The 20,201-nt window shown below is 70.9% G+C and carries 19 protein-coding genes; 13 read left to right on the top strand and 6 right to left on the bottom strand.

Features of this window, described 5'->3' with window-relative positions; genetic code table 11:
• The first annotated feature begins 267 nt into the window (after positions 1-267).
• Genes IEY95_RS04745 through IEY95_RS04735 form a run of 3 tightly spaced genes read left to right on the top strand, consistent with a single transcriptional unit; the run spans position 268 to position 3,130 of the window.
• Positions 268-1,470 (top strand): Gfo/Idh/MocA family protein, encoded by a 1,203-nt coding sequence (locus IEY95_RS04745; RefSeq protein ID WP_189184517.1) that lies wholly within the window; start codon positions 268-270, stop codon positions 1,468-1,470.
• A complete protein-coding gene (locus tag IEY95_RS04740) occupies positions 1,467-2,408 on the top strand; it encodes a DUF6807 domain-containing protein (protein ID WP_189184516.1) in 942 nt (313 codons plus the stop codon). Before IEY95_RS04745 ends, IEY95_RS04740 begins: the two co-directional genes overlap by 4 nt.
• On the top strand, positions 2,402-3,130 hold the full coding sequence (locus IEY95_RS04735; protein ID WP_373294432.1) for a cupin domain-containing protein: 729 nt from the start codon (positions 2,402-2,404) through the stop codon (positions 3,128-3,130). Before IEY95_RS04740 ends, IEY95_RS04735 begins: the two co-directional genes overlap by 7 nt.
• A gap of 150 nt (positions 3,131-3,280) precedes the next feature.
• Here the strand turns inward: IEY95_RS04735 and IEY95_RS04730 are convergent, their stop codons facing one another.
• Entirely contained in the window at positions 3,281-3,742 is a 462-nt protein-coding gene (locus IEY95_RS04730; RefSeq protein WP_189184515.1) for a winged helix-turn-helix transcriptional regulator, read from the bottom strand.
• A 149-nt stretch (positions 3,743-3,891) separates the two neighbouring features.
• Here IEY95_RS04730 and IEY95_RS04725 point away from each other — a divergent pair, with 149 nt between their 5' ends.
• On the top strand, positions 3,892-5,061 hold the full coding sequence (locus IEY95_RS04725) for a thiolase family protein (protein ID WP_189184514.1): 1,170 nt from the start codon (positions 3,892-3,894) through the stop codon (positions 5,059-5,061).
• A 69-nt stretch (positions 5,062-5,130) separates the two neighbouring features.
• Here the strand turns inward: IEY95_RS04725 and IEY95_RS04720 are convergent, their stop codons facing one another.
• Positions 5,131-5,949: a TVP38/TMEM64 family protein gene (locus tag IEY95_RS04720; protein WP_189184513.1), complete on the bottom strand. Its 819-nt coding sequence runs from the start codon at positions 5,947-5,949 to the stop codon at positions 5,131-5,133.
• Between the two features lie 49 nt (positions 5,950-5,998).
• On the opposite strand from IEY95_RS04720, the gene IEY95_RS04715 reads away from it, so the two are divergent.
• The 4 genes from IEY95_RS04715 to IEY95_RS04700 all read left to right on the top strand — a co-directional run bounded on the left by IEY95_RS04715 (position 5,999) and on the right by IEY95_RS04700 (position 10,187).
• Positions 5,999-6,733 (top strand): DNA alkylation repair protein, encoded by a 735-nt coding sequence (locus tag IEY95_RS04715; protein ID WP_189184512.1) that lies wholly within the window; start codon positions 5,999-6,001, stop codon positions 6,731-6,733.
• Positions 6,734-7,115: 382 nt separating this feature from the next.
• Positions 7,116-8,285, top strand: coding sequence for an elongation factor Tu (tuf, locus tag IEY95_RS04710; protein WP_189184511.1), 1,170 nt, complete (start codon positions 7,116-7,118; stop codon positions 8,283-8,285).
• Between the two features lie 125 nt (positions 8,286-8,410).
• A complete protein-coding gene (locus tag IEY95_RS04705; protein WP_189184510.1) occupies positions 8,411-9,253 on the top strand; it encodes a patatin-like phospholipase family protein in 843 nt (280 codons plus the stop codon).
• Between the two features lie 88 nt (positions 9,254-9,341).
• Positions 9,342-10,187 (top strand): spermidine synthase, encoded by an 846-nt coding sequence (locus tag IEY95_RS04700; RefSeq protein WP_189184509.1) that lies wholly within the window; start codon positions 9,342-9,344, stop codon positions 10,185-10,187.
• Here IEY95_RS04700 and IEY95_RS04695 read toward each other — a convergent pair.
• The 4 genes from IEY95_RS04695 to IEY95_RS04680 form a co-directional block, all read right to left on the bottom strand.
• Positions 10,149-11,507: an MFS transporter gene (locus tag IEY95_RS04695; protein WP_373294427.1), complete on the bottom strand. Its 1,359-nt coding sequence runs from the start codon at positions 11,505-11,507 to the stop codon at positions 10,149-10,151. The two genes, IEY95_RS04700 and IEY95_RS04695, sit on opposite strands and share 39 nt — an antisense overlap.
• A gap of 48 nt (positions 11,508-11,555) precedes the next feature.
• A complete protein-coding gene (locus tag IEY95_RS04690; RefSeq protein WP_189184507.1) occupies positions 11,556-12,593 on the bottom strand; it encodes a DUF8017 domain-containing protein in 1,038 nt (345 codons plus the stop codon).
• Between the two features lie 90 nt (positions 12,594-12,683).
• Entirely contained in the window at positions 12,684-13,715 is a 1,032-nt protein-coding gene (locus IEY95_RS04685) for a DUF8017 domain-containing protein (RefSeq protein ID WP_189184506.1), read from the bottom strand.
• 65 nt (positions 13,716-13,780) lie between these two features.
• Entirely contained in the window at positions 13,781-14,791 is a 1,011-nt protein-coding gene (locus IEY95_RS04680) for a DUF8017 domain-containing protein (protein WP_189184505.1), read from the bottom strand.
• An 85-nt stretch (positions 14,792-14,876) separates the two neighbouring features.
• On the opposite strand from IEY95_RS04680, the gene IEY95_RS04675 reads away from it, so the two are divergent.
• The 5 genes from IEY95_RS04675 (at position 14,877) to IEY95_RS04660 (ending at position 20,195) form a co-directional block, all read left to right on the top strand.
• Positions 14,877-15,314 (top strand): DUF4442 domain-containing protein, encoded by a 438-nt coding sequence (locus IEY95_RS04675; protein WP_189184650.1) that lies wholly within the window; start codon positions 14,877-14,879, stop codon positions 15,312-15,314.
• Positions 15,315-15,998: 684 nt separating this feature from the next.
• Positions 15,999-18,479, top strand: coding sequence for a beta-glucosidase family protein (locus IEY95_RS04670; protein ID WP_189184504.1), 2,481 nt, complete (start codon positions 15,999-16,001; stop codon positions 18,477-18,479).
• Positions 18,476-19,024: a carboxylesterase family protein gene (locus IEY95_RS48735; protein WP_229702553.1), complete on the top strand. Its 549-nt coding sequence runs from the start codon at positions 18,476-18,478 to the stop codon at positions 19,022-19,024. The genes IEY95_RS04670 and IEY95_RS48735 overlap by 4 nt, the downstream gene beginning before the upstream one ends.
• Positions 19,024-19,425: a carboxylesterase family protein gene (locus tag IEY95_RS48730; RefSeq protein WP_229702552.1), complete on the top strand. Its 402-nt coding sequence runs from the start codon at positions 19,024-19,026 to the stop codon at positions 19,423-19,425. The genes IEY95_RS48735 and IEY95_RS48730 overlap by 1 nt, the downstream gene beginning before the upstream one ends.
• Positions 19,426-19,544: 119 nt before the next feature.
• A complete protein-coding gene (locus tag IEY95_RS04660) occupies positions 19,545-20,195 on the top strand; it encodes a DedA family protein (protein ID WP_189184503.1) in 651 nt (216 codons plus the stop codon).
• Positions 20,196-20,201: the final 6 nt, after the last annotated feature.

Genomic DNA, 20,201 nt, shown 5'->3' with positions numbered 1-20,201 from the left:
GCCGTTCGGGTGATCACGGGTGTCGGGGGCAGCGTAGCGTCCGTCCGTGACAGGCCGGCCACAGGGGCTTCGCGGTCGTACGGGGCGGCCCCGCCCGGGGTGCGCGGCAACGTTGTCCATGGTGTGACCGGGGTGTTGACCGCCCGCTGGATCGCCGCATACGTTGCAGCAACCGAGAAAGCGCTTGCTGCCACCGGGGTTCCGCTCGGGGTCATCATGCGTTGGCCAACGTCTGACGTCACGTCCGATGGAGCGCTGATCACGTACATGAGTACATCCCGCACCGCCGGTATCCCGGAGACCTCCGCGAACCGCCCCGCGACCGCGTTCGACGGCCGCCGCATCCGGGCCGCCCTGGTCGGCGCCGGCGCCATCGCGCGCGGCAGCCACTACCCGGCGCTGGCGCGGCTCGCCGAGGAGGGCGAGACGGAGATCGTCGCCGCGGTCGACATCGCCGAGGGCGCGGTCCGGGAGTTCTGCGCCGAGGCGGGCATCCCGCACGCCTACACCGATCTGGACCGGATGCTCGAAGGGCAGCGGCCCGACCTGGTCGCCATCTGCACCCCGCCGACCCTGCACCGCGAGCAGACCGTCGCCGCGTTGCGCGCCGGCGCCTGGGTGTGGTGCGAGAAGCCGCCCGTCCCGACGCTGGCCGACTTCGACGCCGTCGAGGCGGAGGAAGGGACGGACGGGGGTCCGTACGCGTCGATCGTCTTCCAGCACCGCTTCGGCTCCGGCGCGCGGCACGTACGGCGTCTGATCGCCGAGGAGGCCATGGGCCGTCCCCTGGTCGCGCACTGTCAGACCACGTGGTACCGCAACGCCGACTACTACGCCGTGCCCTGGCGCGGACGCTGGGCGACCGAGGGCGGCGGGCCCGCGATGGGACACGGCATCCACCAGATGGACCTGCTGCTCGACCTGCTGGGGCCGTGGAGCGAGGTGCGGGCGATGGCCGGGCGCCTGGTGCACGACGTGGAGACGGAGGACGTCTCGACTGCCCTCGTCCGCTTCGCGAGCGGCGCGATGGCCACCATCGTCAACAGCGTTCTGAGCCCCGACGAGGTGAGCCGCATCCGCATCGACTGCGAACGCGGCACCGTCGAGCTCACGCACCTGTACGGGCACAGCAACGACAACTGGCGCATCACTCCGGCACCGGATGTGCCGGACGCCGATGTCGCGGCCTGGCGGGACTTCGGCGCGGACGTACCGAGTTCGCACCTCGCGCAGTTGCGGGAGCTGGTCGCGAGCATGCGTGCCGGCGAACGGCCGCGCAGCAGCGGCGCCGACGGACGGACCAGCCTGGAACTCATCACCGCGCTCTACAAGTCGGCGTTCACGGACGCGACCGTCCGTGCGGGGGAGATCGGCCCGGGGGATCCGTACTACGCGGCCCTGCACGGCGGCGCGCCCGGCTGGGCTCCTGTGGATCCCGAGGTGCCCCTGGACCAGGAGGTGCCGGCGTGACCACGTCCTCGCAGGGGGGCCTGCGCCTCGTCCACACACACGGGGAGCGCGTCACGGTCAGTGAAGTCACCAGCGGCGTGGACCTGTTGAACTATGTCTACCGGCCCGAGGCCGCCTGGGAGTCCCCGAAGCCGTATCTGCATCCGCTCAGGACGCTGGCGAACAACGTCGTCACGGACTACCGGCCCAACGACCACCGCTGGCACAAGGGCCTCCAGATGACGGCCTCGCACCTCTCCGGCCAGAACCTGTGGGGCGGCAACACATACGTCCACGGAAAGGGATATCTCGAACTCCCGGAGCGTGTGGGGTCGATGGCGCACGTCACGTTCGACGAGGTCGCCTCGGACGGTGGTCGCGCGGTCATCGCCGAGCGCCTCACCTGGCATCCGTACGACGGCGATCCGTGGGCCGACGAGCAGCGCCGCATCGAGGTGCATGACATCGATCCCGGGGCGGGCTCCTGGGCGCTGACCTGGACCACCGCGGTCACCAACCGCCGCGAGGAGCCACTGCGCTTCGGCAGTCCCACCACCGCGGGGCGGGAGATGGCAGGCTATACGGGCCTGTTCTGGCGTGGCCCGCGCGCCTTCCGGGGCGGCCGGGTCATCGGGCCCGACTCCGAAGGGCCCCAGCTGATGGGGCGGCAGGCGCCTTGGCTCGCGTACTCGGGGGAGCACGACGGCTCCGACGGCCATGCGACCCTCGTCTTCGCGCATGCCCCCGAGAACGACCACTCCGGATCCCGAGGTGCTCACCCGGCCCACTGGTTCGTCCGCAACGACCCCTTCGCCGCCGTAGCCCCCTCGCTCGCCTTCTTCGACGAACTGGAGCTCGCGCCCGGGGACACGCTCACCCGCCGCTACCGGGTGGTCGTCGCCGAGGGGGCCTGGGAGCGCGAGGAGGTAGCCAAGTACCTGGAGGAGCATCCCTGGTGAGCGCCGTGATTCCCGGCTTCACCGGACTCCCGGGAGCCGTCGCCGTCTCGCACCTCTGCGTCTACGACTGGCCCGCGGTCGACGGGGTGCGCGGCGGCACTCCCCATCTGCACCTGACCTGTTCAGAGGCGTATGTCGTCACCGGCGGGCGCGGATCGGTCCAGACGCTGACGACGTCGGGGTACGAGGTCACACCGCTCGTCCCGGGCACGGTCGCGTGGTTCACGCCCGGCACGATCCACCGGCTCGTCAACGAGGACGACCTGCGCATCACCGTCCTCATGCAGAACAACGGTCTCCCGGAGGCGGGCGACGCGGTCCTCACGCTGCCCCCGGAGTATCTGGCCGACCCCGAGACCTATGCGGTCGCGACCGTCATCCCGGCGGACGCGACCGAGGAGGAGCAGGCGCGGGTCGCCCGGGCCCGGCGCGATCTCGCCCTGGAGGGCTACCGGGCGCTGCGCGACGCGGACGGGCCCGAGCCGCTCACCGCGTTCCACCGGGCCGCTGCCGCGCTGGTGCGGCCCCGCCTCGCGGAGTGGCGCGAGCGGTGGCGCCGCGGAGCGGAGGCGGCCGCCGCGGCCACGGGGGACCAGCTCGACCGCCTGGAACGGGGCGACACGTCCCACCTCGCTGACGCCGTCGTGCGGGCCGAGCAGCCGTCCGCGTACGGCCGGTTCGGGATGTGCGGACGGCTCGACGTCTACAAGGGGACCGTCTAGGCCTGTCCTCAGGACTGTCCAGGCCTGTCCTCAGGACTGTCCAGGCCTGTCCTCAGGACTGTCCAGGCCTGTCCTCAGGACTGTCCAGGCCGGGAATGCGGGACCGTCCAGCCCTGTAAGGGGACCGTTCAGACCTGCCCGGACCGCGTGCTAAGCCGCCGCGGGGCCCGTGACCGTCCAGCCCGGAGCCTGTGGGTGCGCCGACAGATCGCCGTGCTGCACCTCATTGCCGCACTCGGCGCAGACGACCTGCGGGACGAGTTCGTGGCCGCAGATGTGCTCGATCACCATGGGGCGGTCGCCGTCGGCGTGGAGATGGCGGTCGCCCCACGCCATGAGCGTCCACAGGACCGGCACCAGCTCCAGGCCGGCCTCGGTGGGCCGGTACTCATAGCGCTTGGGGCGGTCGCTGTACTCGACCTTCTTCAGGACGCCGGCGTCGACGAGCCGCTTGAGTCGGGCCGTCAGCACATCGCGCGGGGCGCCGATGTTACGGACCAGCTGGTCGAACCGTGTGGCGCCCAAGGACACCTCACGCAGTACGAGCAGGGAGTACTTCTCGCCGACGAGAGCGAGGGTGTCGGCGATCGAGCAGGGGCGTGCGTCCTTCATGGCACCAGTCTAAGGGGTGGGTTGGTTTGTCCAACCCACTGAGCTACTCTTGAGTCACTTAGCAGGTTTGAAAAGCAAACTCAGTGAGTTCGAAGAACGAACTCGCTCAGTAGCCGGTTCCCTGACCTCGAAGACCTGAGAGGCATCCCATGCGTGACGCCGTGATCGTCGAAGCCGTACGCACCCCCATCGGCAAGGGCAAGCCGAACGGCTCCCTCGCCCATGTCCATCCCGTGGAGCTGCTCGCCCACACGCTGCGCACCCTCGTCGAGCGCACCGGGGTCGACCCGGCGCTGATCGACGACGTCATCGGGGGCACCGTCGACCAGGTCGGCGAGCAGGCCATGAACACCACCCGGTACGCCGTACTCTCCGCGGGATTCCCCGAGACGGTGCCCGCGACCACGGTGGACCGGCAGTGCGGCTCCTCGCAGCAGGCCGTGCACTTCGCCGCGCAGGGCGTCATGTCGGGCGCGTACGACATGGTCGTCGCCTGCGGTGTGGAGTCGATGAGCCGCGTCCCGATGTGGTCGAACGTGCCGGCGGGCAAGGACCCCTTCGGGCCCGGCGTCGCCGAGCGCTACCCGGAGGGCCTGGTGCCGCAGGGCATCAGCGCCGAACTCATCGCCGCCAAGTGGGGCATTTCGCGCGAGCAGATGGACACCTTCGCGGTGAGCTCGCACCAGAAGGCGGCCGCGGCGTGGAACAACGGCCTCTTCGACGCCGAAGTCGCGCCCCTGGAGGGAGTGACCCGCGACGAGTGCGTCCGGCCGGCCAGCACCACGGAGATACTCGCCGGACTCAAGCCCGCCTACTACGACCCCGCCTTCGGCGAGCGCTTCCCGCAGATCGACTGGTCCGTCACGGCGGGCAACGCGAGCCCCATCAACGACGGCGCGTCGGCCGTGCTCATCACGTCGAGCGAGACCGCGGCCCGCCTCGGGCTGCGCCCGATCGCCCGTCTGCACAGCTTCGCCGTCACCGGTTCAGACCCGCTGCTGATGCTCACGGGCGTCATCCCGGCCACCGAGAAGGTGCTGCGCAAGGCGGGGCTGGCCCTCGGAGACATCGACCTCTTCGAGGTCAACGAGGCCTTCGCGGCCGTCGTCCTCGCCTGGCAGCAGGAGACGGGCGCCGACCTTTCCAAGGTCAATGTGCACGGCGGAGCGATCGCGATCGGCCACCCGCTCGGCGCGAGCGGCACCCGTCTGACGACCACCCTCGTGCACGCCATGCGGAGCCGCGGAGCCCGCTACGCGCTGCAGACGATGTGCGAGGCGGGCGGACTCGCCAACGCGATGGTGCTGGAAGCCGTCTAGTGCCGGTGGCCGTGCAGCGCGGCCGCGGTGGTGCCCAGGCCGTCAGCGCCTCCGTGACCGCGCGGTGCTTCAGCGGCCGCGCAGGTGGTGGCGCTTGCGCCAGGCCACCACCGCTCCGACCAGGGCCGGCACGGCGATGAAGCCCATCGCGATGAGGAAGGCCGGCGACGTCGGCGCCGAGGCCCGGGCGCCGGCGACGGCGTACGCGGCGGTGTTCGGGATCGAGCCGAGCGTCGTCGCGAGGAGGAAGGGCAGCCACCCCATGCGGGAGACGGCCGCGCAGTAGTTGGCGGCCCAGAACGGCACTCCGGGGAACAGCCGGGCCACCATCATCGAGCGGAAGCCGTGCCGGCTGAGCTGTCCGTCCGCCGCCTTCAGCCAGCGGGCGCGCAGCAGTGGGCGCAGCGCGTCCTGCCCGAGGAGCCGGCCGAGCCCGAAGGCGATGCCGGCGCCGAGCACCGTGCCCACGAGCGCGGTGCCCAGGCCCAGTTGGGAGCCGAAGAGGGCGCCCGCCGCCAGATTGAGCAGTGGCCGGGGCACGAACGCGACCGTGCACAGCCCGTACGCCACAGCGAACGCGACGGCCGCCGCGGCACCGCCGAGCTGTGGCGGCCAGCCGTCGGCGAGCAGCCGCTGCGGTTCGAAGAGCAGCACGCTCGACGCGGCGGCCGCGAGCAGCACCACGAGCAGGGTGAGCCTCGACCAGGGCGAGAGCAGTGCTCTCGCGCAGCGGGCGGTCAGGCCGGTACGGGCGGCGGTCAGGACTGTGGGTGCGGCGACGGCGAGCTCCGCGGCGACGGCCAGGTCCGTGGCGACGGCGAGCTCCGTGGCGGCGGCCTGGGGAGTGGCCGTGGCGGTGCCCCCAGAGCGGGTGGTGGCATCGAGCATCCGGCGACACTAACCGACCAATGTGTGTGATCGCCGTATGGTACGTCTCATGGGCGTCACAGCTTCCGGAACGTCAGGTGCGCGGTTCGAGGTGCCGGACAGCGTCGTCGCGGGCACCGTGCTGCGACGGCTCACCGCCACCTACGCCGCGGCCGCCGACGCGGAACGGGCCGGGGCGATGCGCGCCTACATGAAGGATGTGGCGCCCTTCCTCGGGCTGACCACGCCCGAGCGCCGCGCCCTGTCGCGGACCGTCCTCCAGGACATCGCCCGCCCCGACGAGGCCGACTGCGCGGCGCTCGCGCTGCGCTGCTGGGAGCTGCCCGAGCGCGAGTACCACTACTTCGCCGTCGACTACCTGCGCCGTCATGTGAAGCGGCTGTCGTCGGGCTTCCTGCCGGTGGCACGTCACCTGGTCCGCACGGTCCCCTGGTGGGACACCGTCGACGCACTCGCCTCCCACGTGGTGGGAGGCCTGGTGGCCGCCGATCCGAAGCTGAAGACCGACATGGACGCGTGGATCGAGGACGACGACCTGTGGGTCGCGCGTACGGCCCTGCTCCACCAGCTCCGCTACAAGGACACCACCGACACCGAGCGCCTCTTCGGGTACTGCGTCCGCCAGTCCGGGCACCCCGATTTCTTCATCCGCAAGGCGATCGGCTGGTGTCTGCGCGAGTACGCGAAGACGGACCCGCAGGCGGTACGGGACTTCGTCGCCCGGGAGCGGGGGAGGCTCGCGCCGCTGTCCGTGCGTGAGGCGCTCAAGAACATCGGCACCTGAAGCACCTGAAGCACCTGAAGCACCTGAAGCACCTGAAGCACCTGAAGCACCTGAAGCACCTTCAGTACCCGGACGCACCGCCCGAAGCCCCCGACTCCCGGGCGCGGAAAACCATTCGACGTGGGCGGACGCGTCGGCGATGATCTCCTCATGTTCCGGTACGCCTTCCTCCTCGCAGCATCCGCAGTCGCGGATGCCCCGAAGGCTGCCGTCCCGATCATCGTGGCCGCCGTCGACGGCGCCCGAAGCTGACCCTTCCCGGATCGTCCGGCGGACCCCGCAGGGGGAGGGTCGGCAAGTCCTTGGGGTTCCCGTCCCGGCCCGTGTGCGCCGGGGCCATCACTCAGTTCCGCTGACACTGAAGAGGCTTCGAGGTACAGCCATGTCCAAGACCGCTTACGTGCGCACCAAACCGCACCTGAACATCGGCACGATGGGTCACGTCGACCACGGCAAGACCACCCTGACCGCCGCCATCACCAAGGTCCTCGCCGAGCGCGGCTCCGGCACCTTCGTTCCGTTCGACCGGATCGACCGTGCGCCGGAGGAGGCCGCGCGCGGCATCACCATCAACATCGCGCATGTCGAGTACGAGACCGACACCCGGCACTACGCGCACGTGGACATGCCGGGCCATGCCGACTACGTCAAGAACATGGTCACGGGCGCGGCCCAGCTCGACGGGGCGATCCTCGTCGTCTCGGCGCTCGACGGGATCATGCCGCAGACCGCCGAGCACGTGCTGCTCGCCCGCCAGGTGGGCGTCGACCACATCGTCGTCGCCCTCAACAAGGCCGACGCGGGCGACGAGGAGCTCACCGACCTCGTGGAGCTGGAGGTCAGGGAACTGCTCTCCGCGCACGGCTACGGGGGCGATGCCGTACCCGTCGTACGGGTGTCCGGCCTCAAGGCCCTTGAGGGCGACCCCCGTTGGACGGCGGCGATCGACGCGCTGCTCGACGCGGTCGACACCTATGTGCCGATGCCCGAGCGGTATCTCGACGCGCCGTTCCTGTTGCCGGTCGAGAACGTGCTCACGATCACGGGCCGCGGGACGGTCGTCACCGGTGCCGTGGAGCGCGGCACGATCCGGGTCGGCGACCGTGTCGAAGTGCTCGGCGCCGCCGTCGACACGGTGGTCACCGGTCTGGAGACCTTCGGCAAGCCCATGGAGGAGGCGCAGGCCGGGGACAACGTGGCGCTGCTGCTGCGCGGCGTACCGCGCGACGCGGTGCGACGCGGGCACATCGTGGCCGCGCCCGGCAGTGTCGTACCCAGTCGCCGTTTCGCGGCGCAGGTGTACGTCCTGTCGACGCGCGAGGGCGGACGCACGACACCCGTCTCCACCGGGTACCGCCCGCAGTTCTACATCCGCACCGCGGACGTGGTCGGCGATGTCGACCTCGGCGAGACGGCGGTCGCCCGGCCCGGCGACACCGTCACGATGACCGTGGAGCTCGGGCGCGAGGTCCCGCTGGAGCCCGGCCTGGGCTTCGCGATCCGCGAGGGCGGCCGGACGGTCGGCGCCGGGACGGTGACGTCGGTCGGCTGAGCGGCGGTCGAGGGACACGGGTGCCCGCCCCGAGAGGGGTGGGCACCCGCTCGTACCGATGTCAGTGCCGTGCGCGAGACTGGTCGCAGACGGGGGCGTCAGGGGCGCTGAAGGGTGGGAAAGCCATGGGGGACAAGGCACTTGTGCTCGGCGGCGGGGGCAGCGGGGGGATCGGCTGGCTCGCCGGAATGCTGTACGGGCTCCTGGAGTCGGGCGTCGACCTGAGCGACGCCGATGTGGTGATCGGTACGTCGGCGGGCTCGTCCGTGGGCGCTCAGCTCGCCTCGGGCCGGCTGACCCTCCTGGAGCTGTACCAGCGCCAACTCGGCCCGCAGAGCGGCGAGCTGAGCGGGCGCCTGGGCGTGGGCGCCTACGCTCGCTATGCCTGGGCGACGCTGACCTCACGCACCCCCGAGGACTACGGCCGGAAGATCGGCCGGATGGCACTGGCGGCGCGCACTCCGGACGAGGCGTCGCGTCGCTACGCGATCGAGAGCAGACTCGCCTCGCCCGAGTGGCCGGCGCGGTCGCTGCGCATGCCCGCCGTCGACACGGCCACCGGCGAGCTGCGCGTCTTCGACAAGGACAGCGCGGTGCCGCTCGTGGACGCCATGGCCGCGAGCTGCGCGGTGCCGGGAGCGTGGCCGCCGGTCACGATCGACGGCCGCCGCTGGATGGACGGCGGCACCCATTCACCGGCCAACGCCCACCTCGCCGCCGGGTACGCGCGCGTGGTCGTCCTGGCTCCCGTCGCGGCGGGCGGCGGCCCTTTGGCCTCGGCCGCCGAGCAGGGCCGCAGGCTCACTGAGCACGGCGCCAAGGTCACGGTCATCACACCGGATCGCACCGCAAAGCAGTCCTTCGGCCGCAACCCGCTGGACCTCTCGGTCAGGGCCGCCGCGGCACGCGCCGGACGGAAACAGGCCGCGATACACGCGGCGGAAGCCGCCGAGGTGTGGCAGGGGTGAGACGGGAGTCGCCACGGGGACGGGGACTGGGACGGGCACGGAGACGAGGGCCAGGCCGCCTCGGCAGGTATGACGGCACAATGGACCCGTGGACGAACCGATACCCGTGACACGGGCCGTGGATCACGGGACCGCCAAGCTGATGCCGGACGTCGACCGGAAGCGGGCATGGCTGCTGACGGTGGACGGGGCGCCCCAGTCGTATGTCGATCTGGACGCGCCGACGCATCTGGAGTTCGAGTACGCGCGACGGCTCGGGCATGTGCTGGACACGGTGGTGGAACCGGGGGCGGCCCTGGACGTGCTGCACCTCGGCGGAGGGGCGCTCACCCTGCCTCGCTATGTCGCCGCGACCCGGCCCGGTTCGCGGCAGGACGTGGTGGAGGCCGACCGCGGTCTGCTGTCCCTGGTCGAAGAGCATCTGCCGGTACCCGACGACTCGGGCATCACCGTGCACGCCGCGGACGCCCGTGCCTGGCTCGAAGCCGTCGCGCCCGACTCCGCCGACATCGTGATCGCGGATGTCTTCGGCGGCTCACGGGTGCCGGCGCACCTGACCTCCACCGCGTACGCGCGCGCCGCCGAGCGGGTGCTGCGCGCCGACGGCGTCTACCTCGCCAACCTCGCCGACGCCGCACCCTTCGTCTTCCTCCGCTCCCAACTCGCCACGTTCTCCACGGTGTTCGAGGAGCTGGCCGTCATCGCGGAACCGGGCGTCCTGCGTGGCCGCCGCTTCGGCAACGCGGTGCTCGTGGCGTCCCACCGCCCCCTCGACACGGCCACGCTCGCCCGCCGCACCGCCTCCGACGCCTTCCCCGCGCGCGTTGAACACGGCCCCGCACTGCGGGAGTTCATCGGCGCCGCCGAACCCGTACGCGACGAGAACGCGGTGCCTTCACCCGAGCCGCCCGACGGAGCCTTCAGCATCGGCTGACCCCTTCACGAGGTCCGGCACCGGCGTCCCCTGAGCCACCGGCCTGGTCCGCCGCGTCAGGTTCCGCACGTCCGGCATGCACAGCACCGCCGCCGTGACCACCACGACCAGCGTCGAGCAGCCCCACAGCGCGGTCGTACGACCGAGGGCCTGCTCCGCCGGGCCGGCGAGGGCCGTGGCCAGCGGCACCATCGCGATCGAGCCGAACCAGTCGTAGGCCGAGACACGCGAGAGCTTGTCCTCGGGGATTTCCTGGTGGAGCGCGGTCATCCACGAAACGCCGAACACCTCGATCGCCAGACCGCTGACGAACATCACGGCGCACAGCGGACCCACCGGTACCGGTACCGCGAGTGCTGCGGCCGGGGCGGCGAGCGGGAAGACGCAGAGGGTGCCCGCGAGCAGGAGGCGGCGCGGTTTCCAGCGGGTCATCAGGAGTGCTCCGCCGACGGTTCCGGCGCCGAACGCGCCGAGGGCCAGCCCCCACGGCCCCGGGCCGCCGAGGCTGTCCCGGGCGACCAGCGGGCCGTAGACGGCGTCGGCGGCACCGACGACGGCGACCACCACGGAGAACTGCGCGACGATCGTCCACAGCCAGGGCCGCCCGATGAACTCGCGCCAGCCGTCTCGGAGATCGGCGAGCAGGCCGCCACCGGGCTCGCGCGGCGGAATGTGGCCCACGTCGAGGAACGAACGCAGCGCCCCGGCGACCGCGAAGGCCAGGGCGTCCACGGCGAGCACCCAGCCCGGCCCCATCACGGCCACCAGCGCCCCGCCGAGGGCCGCGCCGCCCAGGCCCGCCCCTTGCATCGCCATCCGGAACATCGCGAAGGCGCGACTCGCCTGTTCGCCGCCGACCGAGGACATCAGCATGCCCTCGGCCGCCGGGTTGAAGAACGCCTGCCCCGTGCCGCCGAGCGCGGACAGCAGCATCATCTGCCACAGGTGCGCCTGGCCGGCGACGACCAGGGCCGCGAACACCGCCTGCGACACACAGTTGAGGGCGTTGGCCGCGACCATCACGCGGTGCCGCGGCAGCCGGTCCGCGACAGCGCCGCCGATCAGCAGGAAGAGCACCAACGGCAGCGTCCGCGCCGCCGCGACCAGGCCGACGTCGCCCCCGTCGCCGCCCGCGTCGAGCACCGCGAACGCCGCGGCGATCAGCGCGCCCTGGCTGCCCAGGTTGGTGACGACCGCGGCGGCGGTCAGCAGAGTGTAGTTCCGGCCCGCCCAGGAAGGGCGGCGCGGGCGTCGGGGAGAGTCGGCGGCAGAGGTCACCGGGCGACTATCGCCGCCCGAGCCTCGACTTGCCAAACCCATTGCATGTGTCCACACAGCCCAGGACGCGCCTGAGCGTCCGTCCGCGGCTCAGGACTCCGTCGGTTCACCGTGCAGGCGTACCGTGCTGAGAATCTTCTGCACGGTCGTGTCCGACACCTCGTCGGACACGCCCTTGGCACCGTAGAACGTCCAGGACACGAAGTCGCCCGCCGAGTTCTTGAAGGCGAACGTGGTCGCCTTGCCGTCGGAGTCGCACTTGCCCTTCTTCGGCACACCGGTCGAATACGTCGTCGCGACGCTGCCCTTGACGCCCGACTTCGTCGTGTACGGCTTGGGCTTGCCGATGGTGAGGAGCTTCTTGGAGGCGTCCTTCTGGTCGGTGTAGCCGCCGAACACCCACCACGCCGAGTCGTTGCGCGCCGGGTCGTCGGTGTTCTTGGCACCGCTCTGTCCCTTGGTGCCCGCGGCGGCCAGCGCCGTGTCGTTCTCGTACCCGTCCTTGTTGTCGTCGGACGTGCACCACTTTTCCTGGAGGAAGGCGGGCGCGGACATCCCGATCAGTGAGGAGCCGTCGCCCTTCTTCTCGTCCTCGAAGCCGATGAAGGTGCCGGGCGTCTTGACCTCCCAGTCCGCGGGCACGTCGAAGGCGGTGCCCCACTTCGGGTTCACCACGACCTTCCAGCCAGCGATCGTCGCCTTCTCCTCCTCGCCGCCGCGCGGGTTGTCGTTGCCACCGCTCTCACTCGGCGAAGAGGAGACGGACGGCTTGGGGGACTTCGACGGATCGCTGCCCGCCTTGTCGTCCTTGTCGCCGCCGCCCAGGACCAGGAAGCCGGTCACCCCGGCCGCGATCACGACGGCCGTGGCCGCGACGATCGCGGTGATCTTGGTCTTGTTCCCTCCACCGCCGTTGCCCCCCGGGGCTTGCGGCGCGCCGGGGGGCTCCGGCGGAGCCCCCCACTGCTGCTGCCCGTACGGGTTGGGCTGCTGGTATCCCGGCTGCCCGCCGGTCTGTTGGTATCCGGGCTGCTGGTAGGGATTCGGCTGCTGGTATCCCGGCTGCTGATACGGATTCTGGTCCTGCGGGTTCTGCTCGCCCCCGGGCGGCTGCTGTCCTGGCCACATGGGCGGTAACGATAGAGGGGCCCGGGACCCGAGTGCCACGGCGGTCCGCAAATGGGCCGGGCACCCGGCCGGTTGGCTCAGGACGCAGGCTCAGGACTCCGTCGGATCGCCGTGCAGCCGCACGGTGCTGAGGATCTTCAGGATGGTCGCGTCGGGGATCTCGTGGTCCACGCCGGTGGCCCCGTAGAGGTTCCACGCCACGTAGTCGCCCGCGGCGTTCTTGAACCCGAACGTGATGGCCTTGCCGTCGCTCGCGCACTTGCCCTTCTGGGGCGTGTTCTTGGACCTGGCCCAGGCGACGCTGCCCTCGACGCCCGACTTGGTCGTGTACGGCTTGGCCTTGTTGTCGAAGGTGATGCTCTTCTTGTCCGGCTGCGTGTATCCGCCGTAGACCCACCAGGGCACCTGGTTCACGGCGACCTCGTCGGTGTTCTTGGCTCCGCTCGCGCCCTTGGTGCCCGCGGCGCCGAGAGCGGTGTCCTCCGTACGGCCGTCCTTGTCGTCGTCGGACGAGCACCACTTGGACTTGAAGTACGCGGGTGCCGACATCATGATGATGGGCTTGTCGCCGGCCTTGGCGTTGTGCTTCTCGAAGCCGATCGACGTACCCGGCGACTCGACCTCCCAGTCCGCCGGAACGTCGAACGCGGTGCCCCACTTGGGATTGACGACGACCTTCCAGCCGGCGATGGTCGGCTTCTCCCCGTCGCCGCCCCGGGGGTTGTTGTCCGAGGCCGACGCGCTCGGGTCCTGCGAGGGGCTGACCGACGGCTTCGAGTCCTTGCCGCCGTCCGCCTTGTCGTCCTTGCCGCCGCCGAGGACGAGGAAGCCGGTCACACCGGCGGCCACGACCACGGCCGTGGCCGCCACGATGGCAATGACCTTCGTCCGGTTCCCGCCACCGCCGGGGGGTTCGGGCGCCCCCGCGGGAGAGGGGGCGCCCCACTGCGCCTGACCGGGCTGCTGCATGTACGGGTTGGGCTGCTGGTATCCCGGCTGCCCGCCGGTCTGTTGGTATCCCGGCTGCTGGTAGGGATTCGGCTGCTGGTACCCCGGCTGCTGATACGGATTCTGGTCCTGCGGGTTCTGCTCGCCCCCGGGCGGCTGCTGTCCTGGCCACATGGGCGGTAACCCTAGTGCCGCCTGTGACACGTTTCGGTCACCGCGATTCGTCAGGCATGTACCGGTCAGGAGTCTGACGGGACCTTGTAGAGGCGTACGGTGGCGACGATTTTCCGCACCGTCGCGTCCGATACCTCCTCGGAAACCCCCTTGGCGCCGAAGAACTCCCACGACACGATGTCGCCCGAGGGGTCCTTGAAGGAGAAGACTGTGGCCTTCCCGTCGGAGGCGCATTTTTTCGTTTTCTGCACACCCGACGACGAGGCGGTGGCCAGGCTGCCCTTGATCCCGGACTTCGTCGTGTACGACTCCATCGCGCCGGACGTGACGAGTTTCTTGTCGGGCTGGGTGTAGGCGCCGTAGACCCACGTCGCCGCGTCGTCACGGGCGGCCTCTTCGGGGCTCTTCGCACCGTTGTTGAGCTTGGTCCCTGCGCCGGCGAGGACCGTGTACTCCTCGGTGCCGTCCTTGTCCTCGTCGGAGCCGCACCACTTCTCCTTGAGGAGCGCGGGGGCTGCGACACCGATGAGCGGCTTGTCCTCGGGGTCGTCGTTCTCCGCGACGTAGGTGACCCAGCCGGTCGACTTGAGCCCCCAGTCCGCGGGCACGTCGAAGGCGATGCCGCGCTTGGGGTTCACCACGGTCTTCCAGCCGGCGACGGTCGGCTTGTCGGCGCCGTCGGTGCCTCGCGGGTCGCTCGCCGGACTCGACTGCTGGGACGGGGACTTGGTCGGCTCGGGGTCGGTCCTGTCGTCCTTGCCGCCGCCGAGCAGGACGAATCCGGTCACTCCGGCGGCGATCACGACAGCTGACGCCGCGACGATCGCGATGACCTTCGTCCTGTTGCCGTCGCCGCCGGTCGGTGGCGGTGCCCCAGGACCTGCCGTGACTGTCGGGGCGTTCCATGGTGCCGGTTGCTGCTGGTACGGATTGGGCTGCTGATATCCCGGTTGCTGGTACGGATTCGGCTGCCCTCCTCCCGCGTGCGGTTGCCCCCCTCCCGCGTGCGGTTGCCCGCCGCCGATGTTCCGCTGCGAATTCTGCGCGCCCCCTGGCGGCTGCTCTCCTGGCCACATGCGGCGTAACGATACGGCGATCACCAGCGGGTGCTGGTCAAGGATTGCTACTCACGGGTAACATGGCGCTATGAGCGCAGACCAGATGACGATCGGCGAGATGCTCGCCGCCACCGTGCCGATGGCCCGGACCCTGAACCTGGAGTTCGTGGAGACCAGTCCGGAGAAGGCGGTAGTGGCGCTGCCGGACCAGAGCGACTACCACAACCATGTCGGCGGGCCACACGCCGGAGCGATGTTCACGCTGGGGGAGTCGGCGAGCGGGGCGATCGTCCTCGCCGCGTTCGGGGAGCAGCTCTCGCGCGCCGTGCCGCTCGCGGTCAGCGCCGAAATCTCGTACAAGAAGCTTGCGATGGGACCCGTCACGGCCACCGCGACGCTCGGTCGGCCCGCCGCCGATGTCGTCGCCGAACTCGACGCAGGGCAGCGCCCTGAGTTCCCCGTCGCCATCGCCATCCAGCGCGGTGACGGTGCCGTGACCGGCGAGATGACGGTCGTCTGGACGCTCCGCCCGAACGGCTGAGCCGCGCGCCGTACGCAGGACCTCGACCGGGTCGCGCGACCCGGTCGAGGCCCTTGGTCGTTCATGCGGGGCTCGCCGACCCTGCTGCTCGCGACGCAGCTCCTCAGGCGGCCGTCGCGGGCAGGGCGACGCGGGTGAGGCGTTCCGCCTCGGTCCACAGCCGGGCGTTGACCGCCGGGTCCAGAGCCCTGCGGGTGATACGGGCCGTGGTCTCGTCGGGCCCACCAGACCGAAGCGGCAGCCCGGACCGTAGTAGCCGCCCGCCACGGCGTCGGGGCTGGTCGCCGCGTACAGGAGCGGTTCGGTGCCCTGCTCGACCTGCTGTTTGGGCAGGAAGCCGAGCGCGTTGAGCAGAGACCGCTTCGGCTTGTCGCGCCCGCGGCTCGCGCCCGCGGTCTGCGGGTTGGTGACGGTGTATCCGGGGTGGGTGCCGGTGCTCAGCAGGTTCCAGCCGCGCTCCGCGGCGAGGGCCCCTTCGGTTCTTGTCGGTGTGTCAGCTGTTTCTGTTCACTTCATTGACACGAGTCACCTCCGGTCATAGTTTTCGCGCCGTACCCGTGATGCCTGACGGCATGTCAAGCCGACCCTGAGGGACAGTGCGTTCAAAGGCCGAACGTGACGTCCGTTGGCACGTGTACACGCGGTCCACAACGATGTGCCCGCGCACCGAAGGAGTGACGGCTCATGTCCCACGCTGCTTCCGATGGGTTTTCCCGGCGATCGACCCTGCGACTGCTGGGCGGCGCCATCGCGGTCGCCACGGCGGCCGCCGGCACCGGTTCCGCCCCGTTCGCCTACGCCGAGTCCAGATCCGGCGCCGGCCCTCGCGTGGAGGGCCTGATCGGGAAGCTCACCCTCGACGAGAAGATCTCCCTGCTGCACGGTGCCACCGACCCCGACTCGCTCGGCCAAGCCGGATACGTGCCCGGAGTCCCGCGCCTCGGCATCCCTCCGCTCCGACTCGCCGACGGGCCCGCAGGCGTCCGCGTCACCCAGCACGCCACGGCCCTGCCCGCCCCCGTCCTGCTGGCCTCCGCCTTCGACCCGGGTCTCGCCCGCCGCTACGGCCAGGTCATCGGGCGCGAGGGCCGCGCCCTGGGCCAGGACGTGCTGCTCTCCCCGATGGTCAACCTCATCCGCACCCCGTACGCGGGCCGCAACTTCGAGACCTTCAGCGAGGACCCGCTGCTGGCCGGCGACCTGGTCGCGGCCGAGATCCGCGGCATCCAGGGCGAGGGCCTCATCGCCACCGTCAAGCACTTCGCGCTGAACAACCAGGAGAAGGACCGCATGTCGATCGACGTGCGGGTCGACGAGCAGACCATGCACGAGGTCGAACTGCGCGGCTTCGAGGCGGCGATCGCCGCCCGTTCCGGCGCTGTCATGGGCGCGTACAACAAGGTCAACGGCACCTTCGCCTGTGAGAACAAGACCCTGCTCACCGACGTCCTACGGGACCGATGGGGCTTCGACGGCTGGGTGATGACCGACTGGTTCGCCGCCCACAGCACCGCCGCCGCGCTCACCGCGGGCCTCGACATGGAGATGCCCGACGGCACCTACTTCGGTTCCGCCCTGAAGTCGGCCGTCCAGAACGGCAGCGTCTCCGGAACCTACGTCGACCGCGCCGTGCGCCGCGTCCTCACGGTGATGGACCGCTTCGGGCTGCTCGACGGAAGCGCCCCGCCCCGCCCGGGCCGCGCCCCGAAGGCGGGCGCCGCCGTGGCCTTGGAGGTCGCCAAGGCCGGGGCGACCCTGCTGCGCAACGATGGCCACGCGCTGCCCCTGACCGGAGCCGCGGCCCGCAGCATCGCCGTCGTCGGACCCACCGGCTCGCTTCCCTTCGTCAGCGGCGGCGGCAGCGCGCATGTCGTCCCCGACCGGGCCGACAGCCCCTTGGACGCCATCAAGTCCCGCGCGGGACGAGGCGCCCGTGTCTCGTACTCGCTCGGCGAGGACCTCTTCGGAAAGCCCATCCCGGCGGGCGCCCCGAGCCCGGCCTTCAACACCGAGGCCCAGGCCGTCGCCGCCGGCCGGACCTGGACGTACGACGGGACGCTGACGGTCGCGGACGCCGACGAGTGGACCTTCGTCATCCACTACTCGGGCGAGCGCCCCAAGGTGGTCCTCGACGGCGAGGACCTCTTCCCGGTGGCACCCGGATTGGGCGAGTACTTCTCGGGCGGCCTCGTCTCGGCCGCCCCCGACGGCCTGTCCGTGCGCCGCAAGACCCTCGACCTGGCCAAGGGCGCGCACCAGCTTCGGATCACCGCGAAGGGCGGGAGCGGCGGGCAGCTCTTCCGGCTGCGACGCATCACCGGCGCGACCCGCGCGCAGGACGTCGCCGAGGCCGTGAAGGCCGCGCGGGCCGCGCACAGTGCCGTCCTGTTCGCCTACGAGGACGCGACCGAGGGCCTGGACCGCACGACCATCGCGCTCCCGGGTCACCAGGCGCGGCTGATCGAGGCGGTGACGGCGGCGAACCCTCGTACCACCGTCGTCCTCAACACCTCGTCCTCGACCTCCATGCCCTGGCTGGACCGCACGGCCGCCGTGCTCCAGATGTACTACCCGGGCCAGGAGGGCGCGGCCGCCACCGCCGCCGTCCTGTTCGGTGACTGCGACCCCGGCGGACGGCTCACCCAGTCCTTCGCGGTCGACGACGAACACCATCCGGTCGCCGGGAATCCACGCCGCTATCCGGGCGTCGACGGCACCGAGGAGTACTCGGAGGGCATCCACGCCGGCTACCGCTGGTACGACGCCGAGGGCATGCGCCCGCTGTTCCCCTTCGGGCACGGGCTCTCGTACACGTCCTTCGCGTACGACGATCTGCGCGTACGCCGAGCCCACCACGGTCTCGATGTGACCTTCACGGTGCGCAACACCGGGCGACGCGACGGCATCGAGGTCGCCCAGGTCTACGTCGGCCGTTCGCCGCATCTCCAACTGGACCAGGCTGTCAGGGTGTTGGGCGGCTACCGACGGCTCGCGCTGCGGGCGGGGGAGCGGCGCCAGGTCACCGTGCGGGTGTCGGCGCGCACACTCTCGTCCTGGGACGCGAAGCGGCACGACTGGGTGCTCGGCACCGGGCACCGCACTCTATGGGTGGGTGCGTCCTCGCGCGATCTTCGGTTGAAGACGACCGCGGAGGTGAGCGCGTGATACGACGCCTGGGCATCGGGCTCACCGCCCTCGCCACCGTCCTCGTCGGCGCGGCACCGGCCCAGTCCGCCTCCGCTTCTTCCGCGCGGCACACCCTCGTGCGCACGGACGCGGGTTGGGTCCGCGGCGAGACCACCTCCGAGGGACGGCAGTTCCTCGGCATCCCGTACGCAGAGCCGCCCGTCGGCGATCTCCGTTGGAAGAGCCCTCGGCCCGTCGAGCCCTGGCACGGTGTGCGCACCACGAAGGACTTCGTCAACCGCTGTATGCAGACGGCGAGTTGGGACCCCGGATACGAACAGCCCAGCCACACCGAGGACTGTCTCGACCTCAATGTGTACGTCCCCGAGGGCGCCGGAGGGCGTCCGGTGATGGTCTGGCTGCACGGCGGCGGGCTCACCGCGGGCGCGGGCGAGGACGTCGTGCCCGACGCCTTCGCCCGGCAGACGGGCGCGGTCGTCGTGACCGTCAACTACCGGCTCGGCGGGGGCCGCCGGCCGACTCGCCCACGATCGCGTACGGCACCGCCTTCGGCGACTATCTGATGGCCTGCCCGGCGCTCCGGCTCGACGGGGCGCTCGCGGCTCGCGGTCCGGTCTACGCGTACGAGTTCGCCGACCGCACCTCGCCGCCCTTCGCCTCGCTGCGCAATCTGCACACGGACTTCGACTTCGGTGCGACCCACGTCAACGAGGTGCAGTACCTCTTCAAGCACTTCGGGCTCGCAACACCGCTGAACGCGGAGCAGCGGGTGCTGTCGAGGCAGATGGTGCAGTACTGGGGATCCTTCGTCCGGGGTGGCGTGCCCCGGGCGGACGGACAGCCCGCGATGCCCGACCGTACCGGTGCGGTGCTCTCACTGCGGACCGCCTCCGCGGGCGGAAACACCCTGAGCACCACCGTCGCTCACGAGCACCGGTGCGACCTCTGGGACTCCGTCTCGTAAGGCGAACCAGGTAGGCTGCCCGGCGTGCGCCAAAGGGGGGAGCGCACGCCGGGTGATCACGTACGGCACACGCACGGTGCACGCCCGGGGCACGCACAGTGAAACGGGAGGAACCGGCCTTGCACGTCCAGGAGTGGCTCGAGACGGTGCCCGCGGTCAGCATCTATGCGCTGGTGGGCCTGGTCATCGGCCTGGAGAGCCTGGGCATCCCGCTGCCCGGCGAGATCATCCTGGTCTCGGCGGCCCTGCTCTCCTCGCAGCACGCGGGCATCAACCCCGTCATCCTCGGGGCGTGCGCCAGCCTCGGCGCGATCGTCGGCGACTCCATCGGCTACGCCATCGGCCGAAAGGGCGGACGCCCCCTGCTCGCCTGGCTCGGCGCCAAGTTCCCCAAGCACTTCAGCGAAGGCCATGTCGCCACCGCCGAGCGGTCCTTCCAGAAGTGGGGCATGTGGGCCGTCTTCTTCGGCCGTTTCATCGCCCTGCTGCGGATCTTCGCGGGTCCGCTCGCGGGTGTGCTGCGGATGCCGTACTGGAAGTTCCTGATCGCCAACGTGCTCGGCGGCATCATCTGGGCCGGCGGTACGACCGCGGTCATCTACTACGTGGGTGTGGTCGCCGAGTCCTGGCTCAAGCGGTTCTCGTGGCTCGGGCTGGTGGCGGCGGTGCTCATCGGACTCACTTCGATGCTGATCGTTCGCCGCAAGGCCAGGAAAGCCGCGGCGGAGCGCGAGGCGGCGGAGCCCGAGCCGGTGCCCGCCGCCGAGTAGGTTCTG

The sequence above is a fragment of the Streptomyces albiflavescens genome, from assembly GCF_014645835.1.
In the GTDB taxonomy this organism is placed as follows: Bacteria; Actinomycetota; Actinomycetes; order Streptomycetales; family Streptomycetaceae; genus Streptomyces; species Streptomyces albiflavescens.
This window is presented reverse-complemented; position numbering and strand designations above follow the sequence as displayed.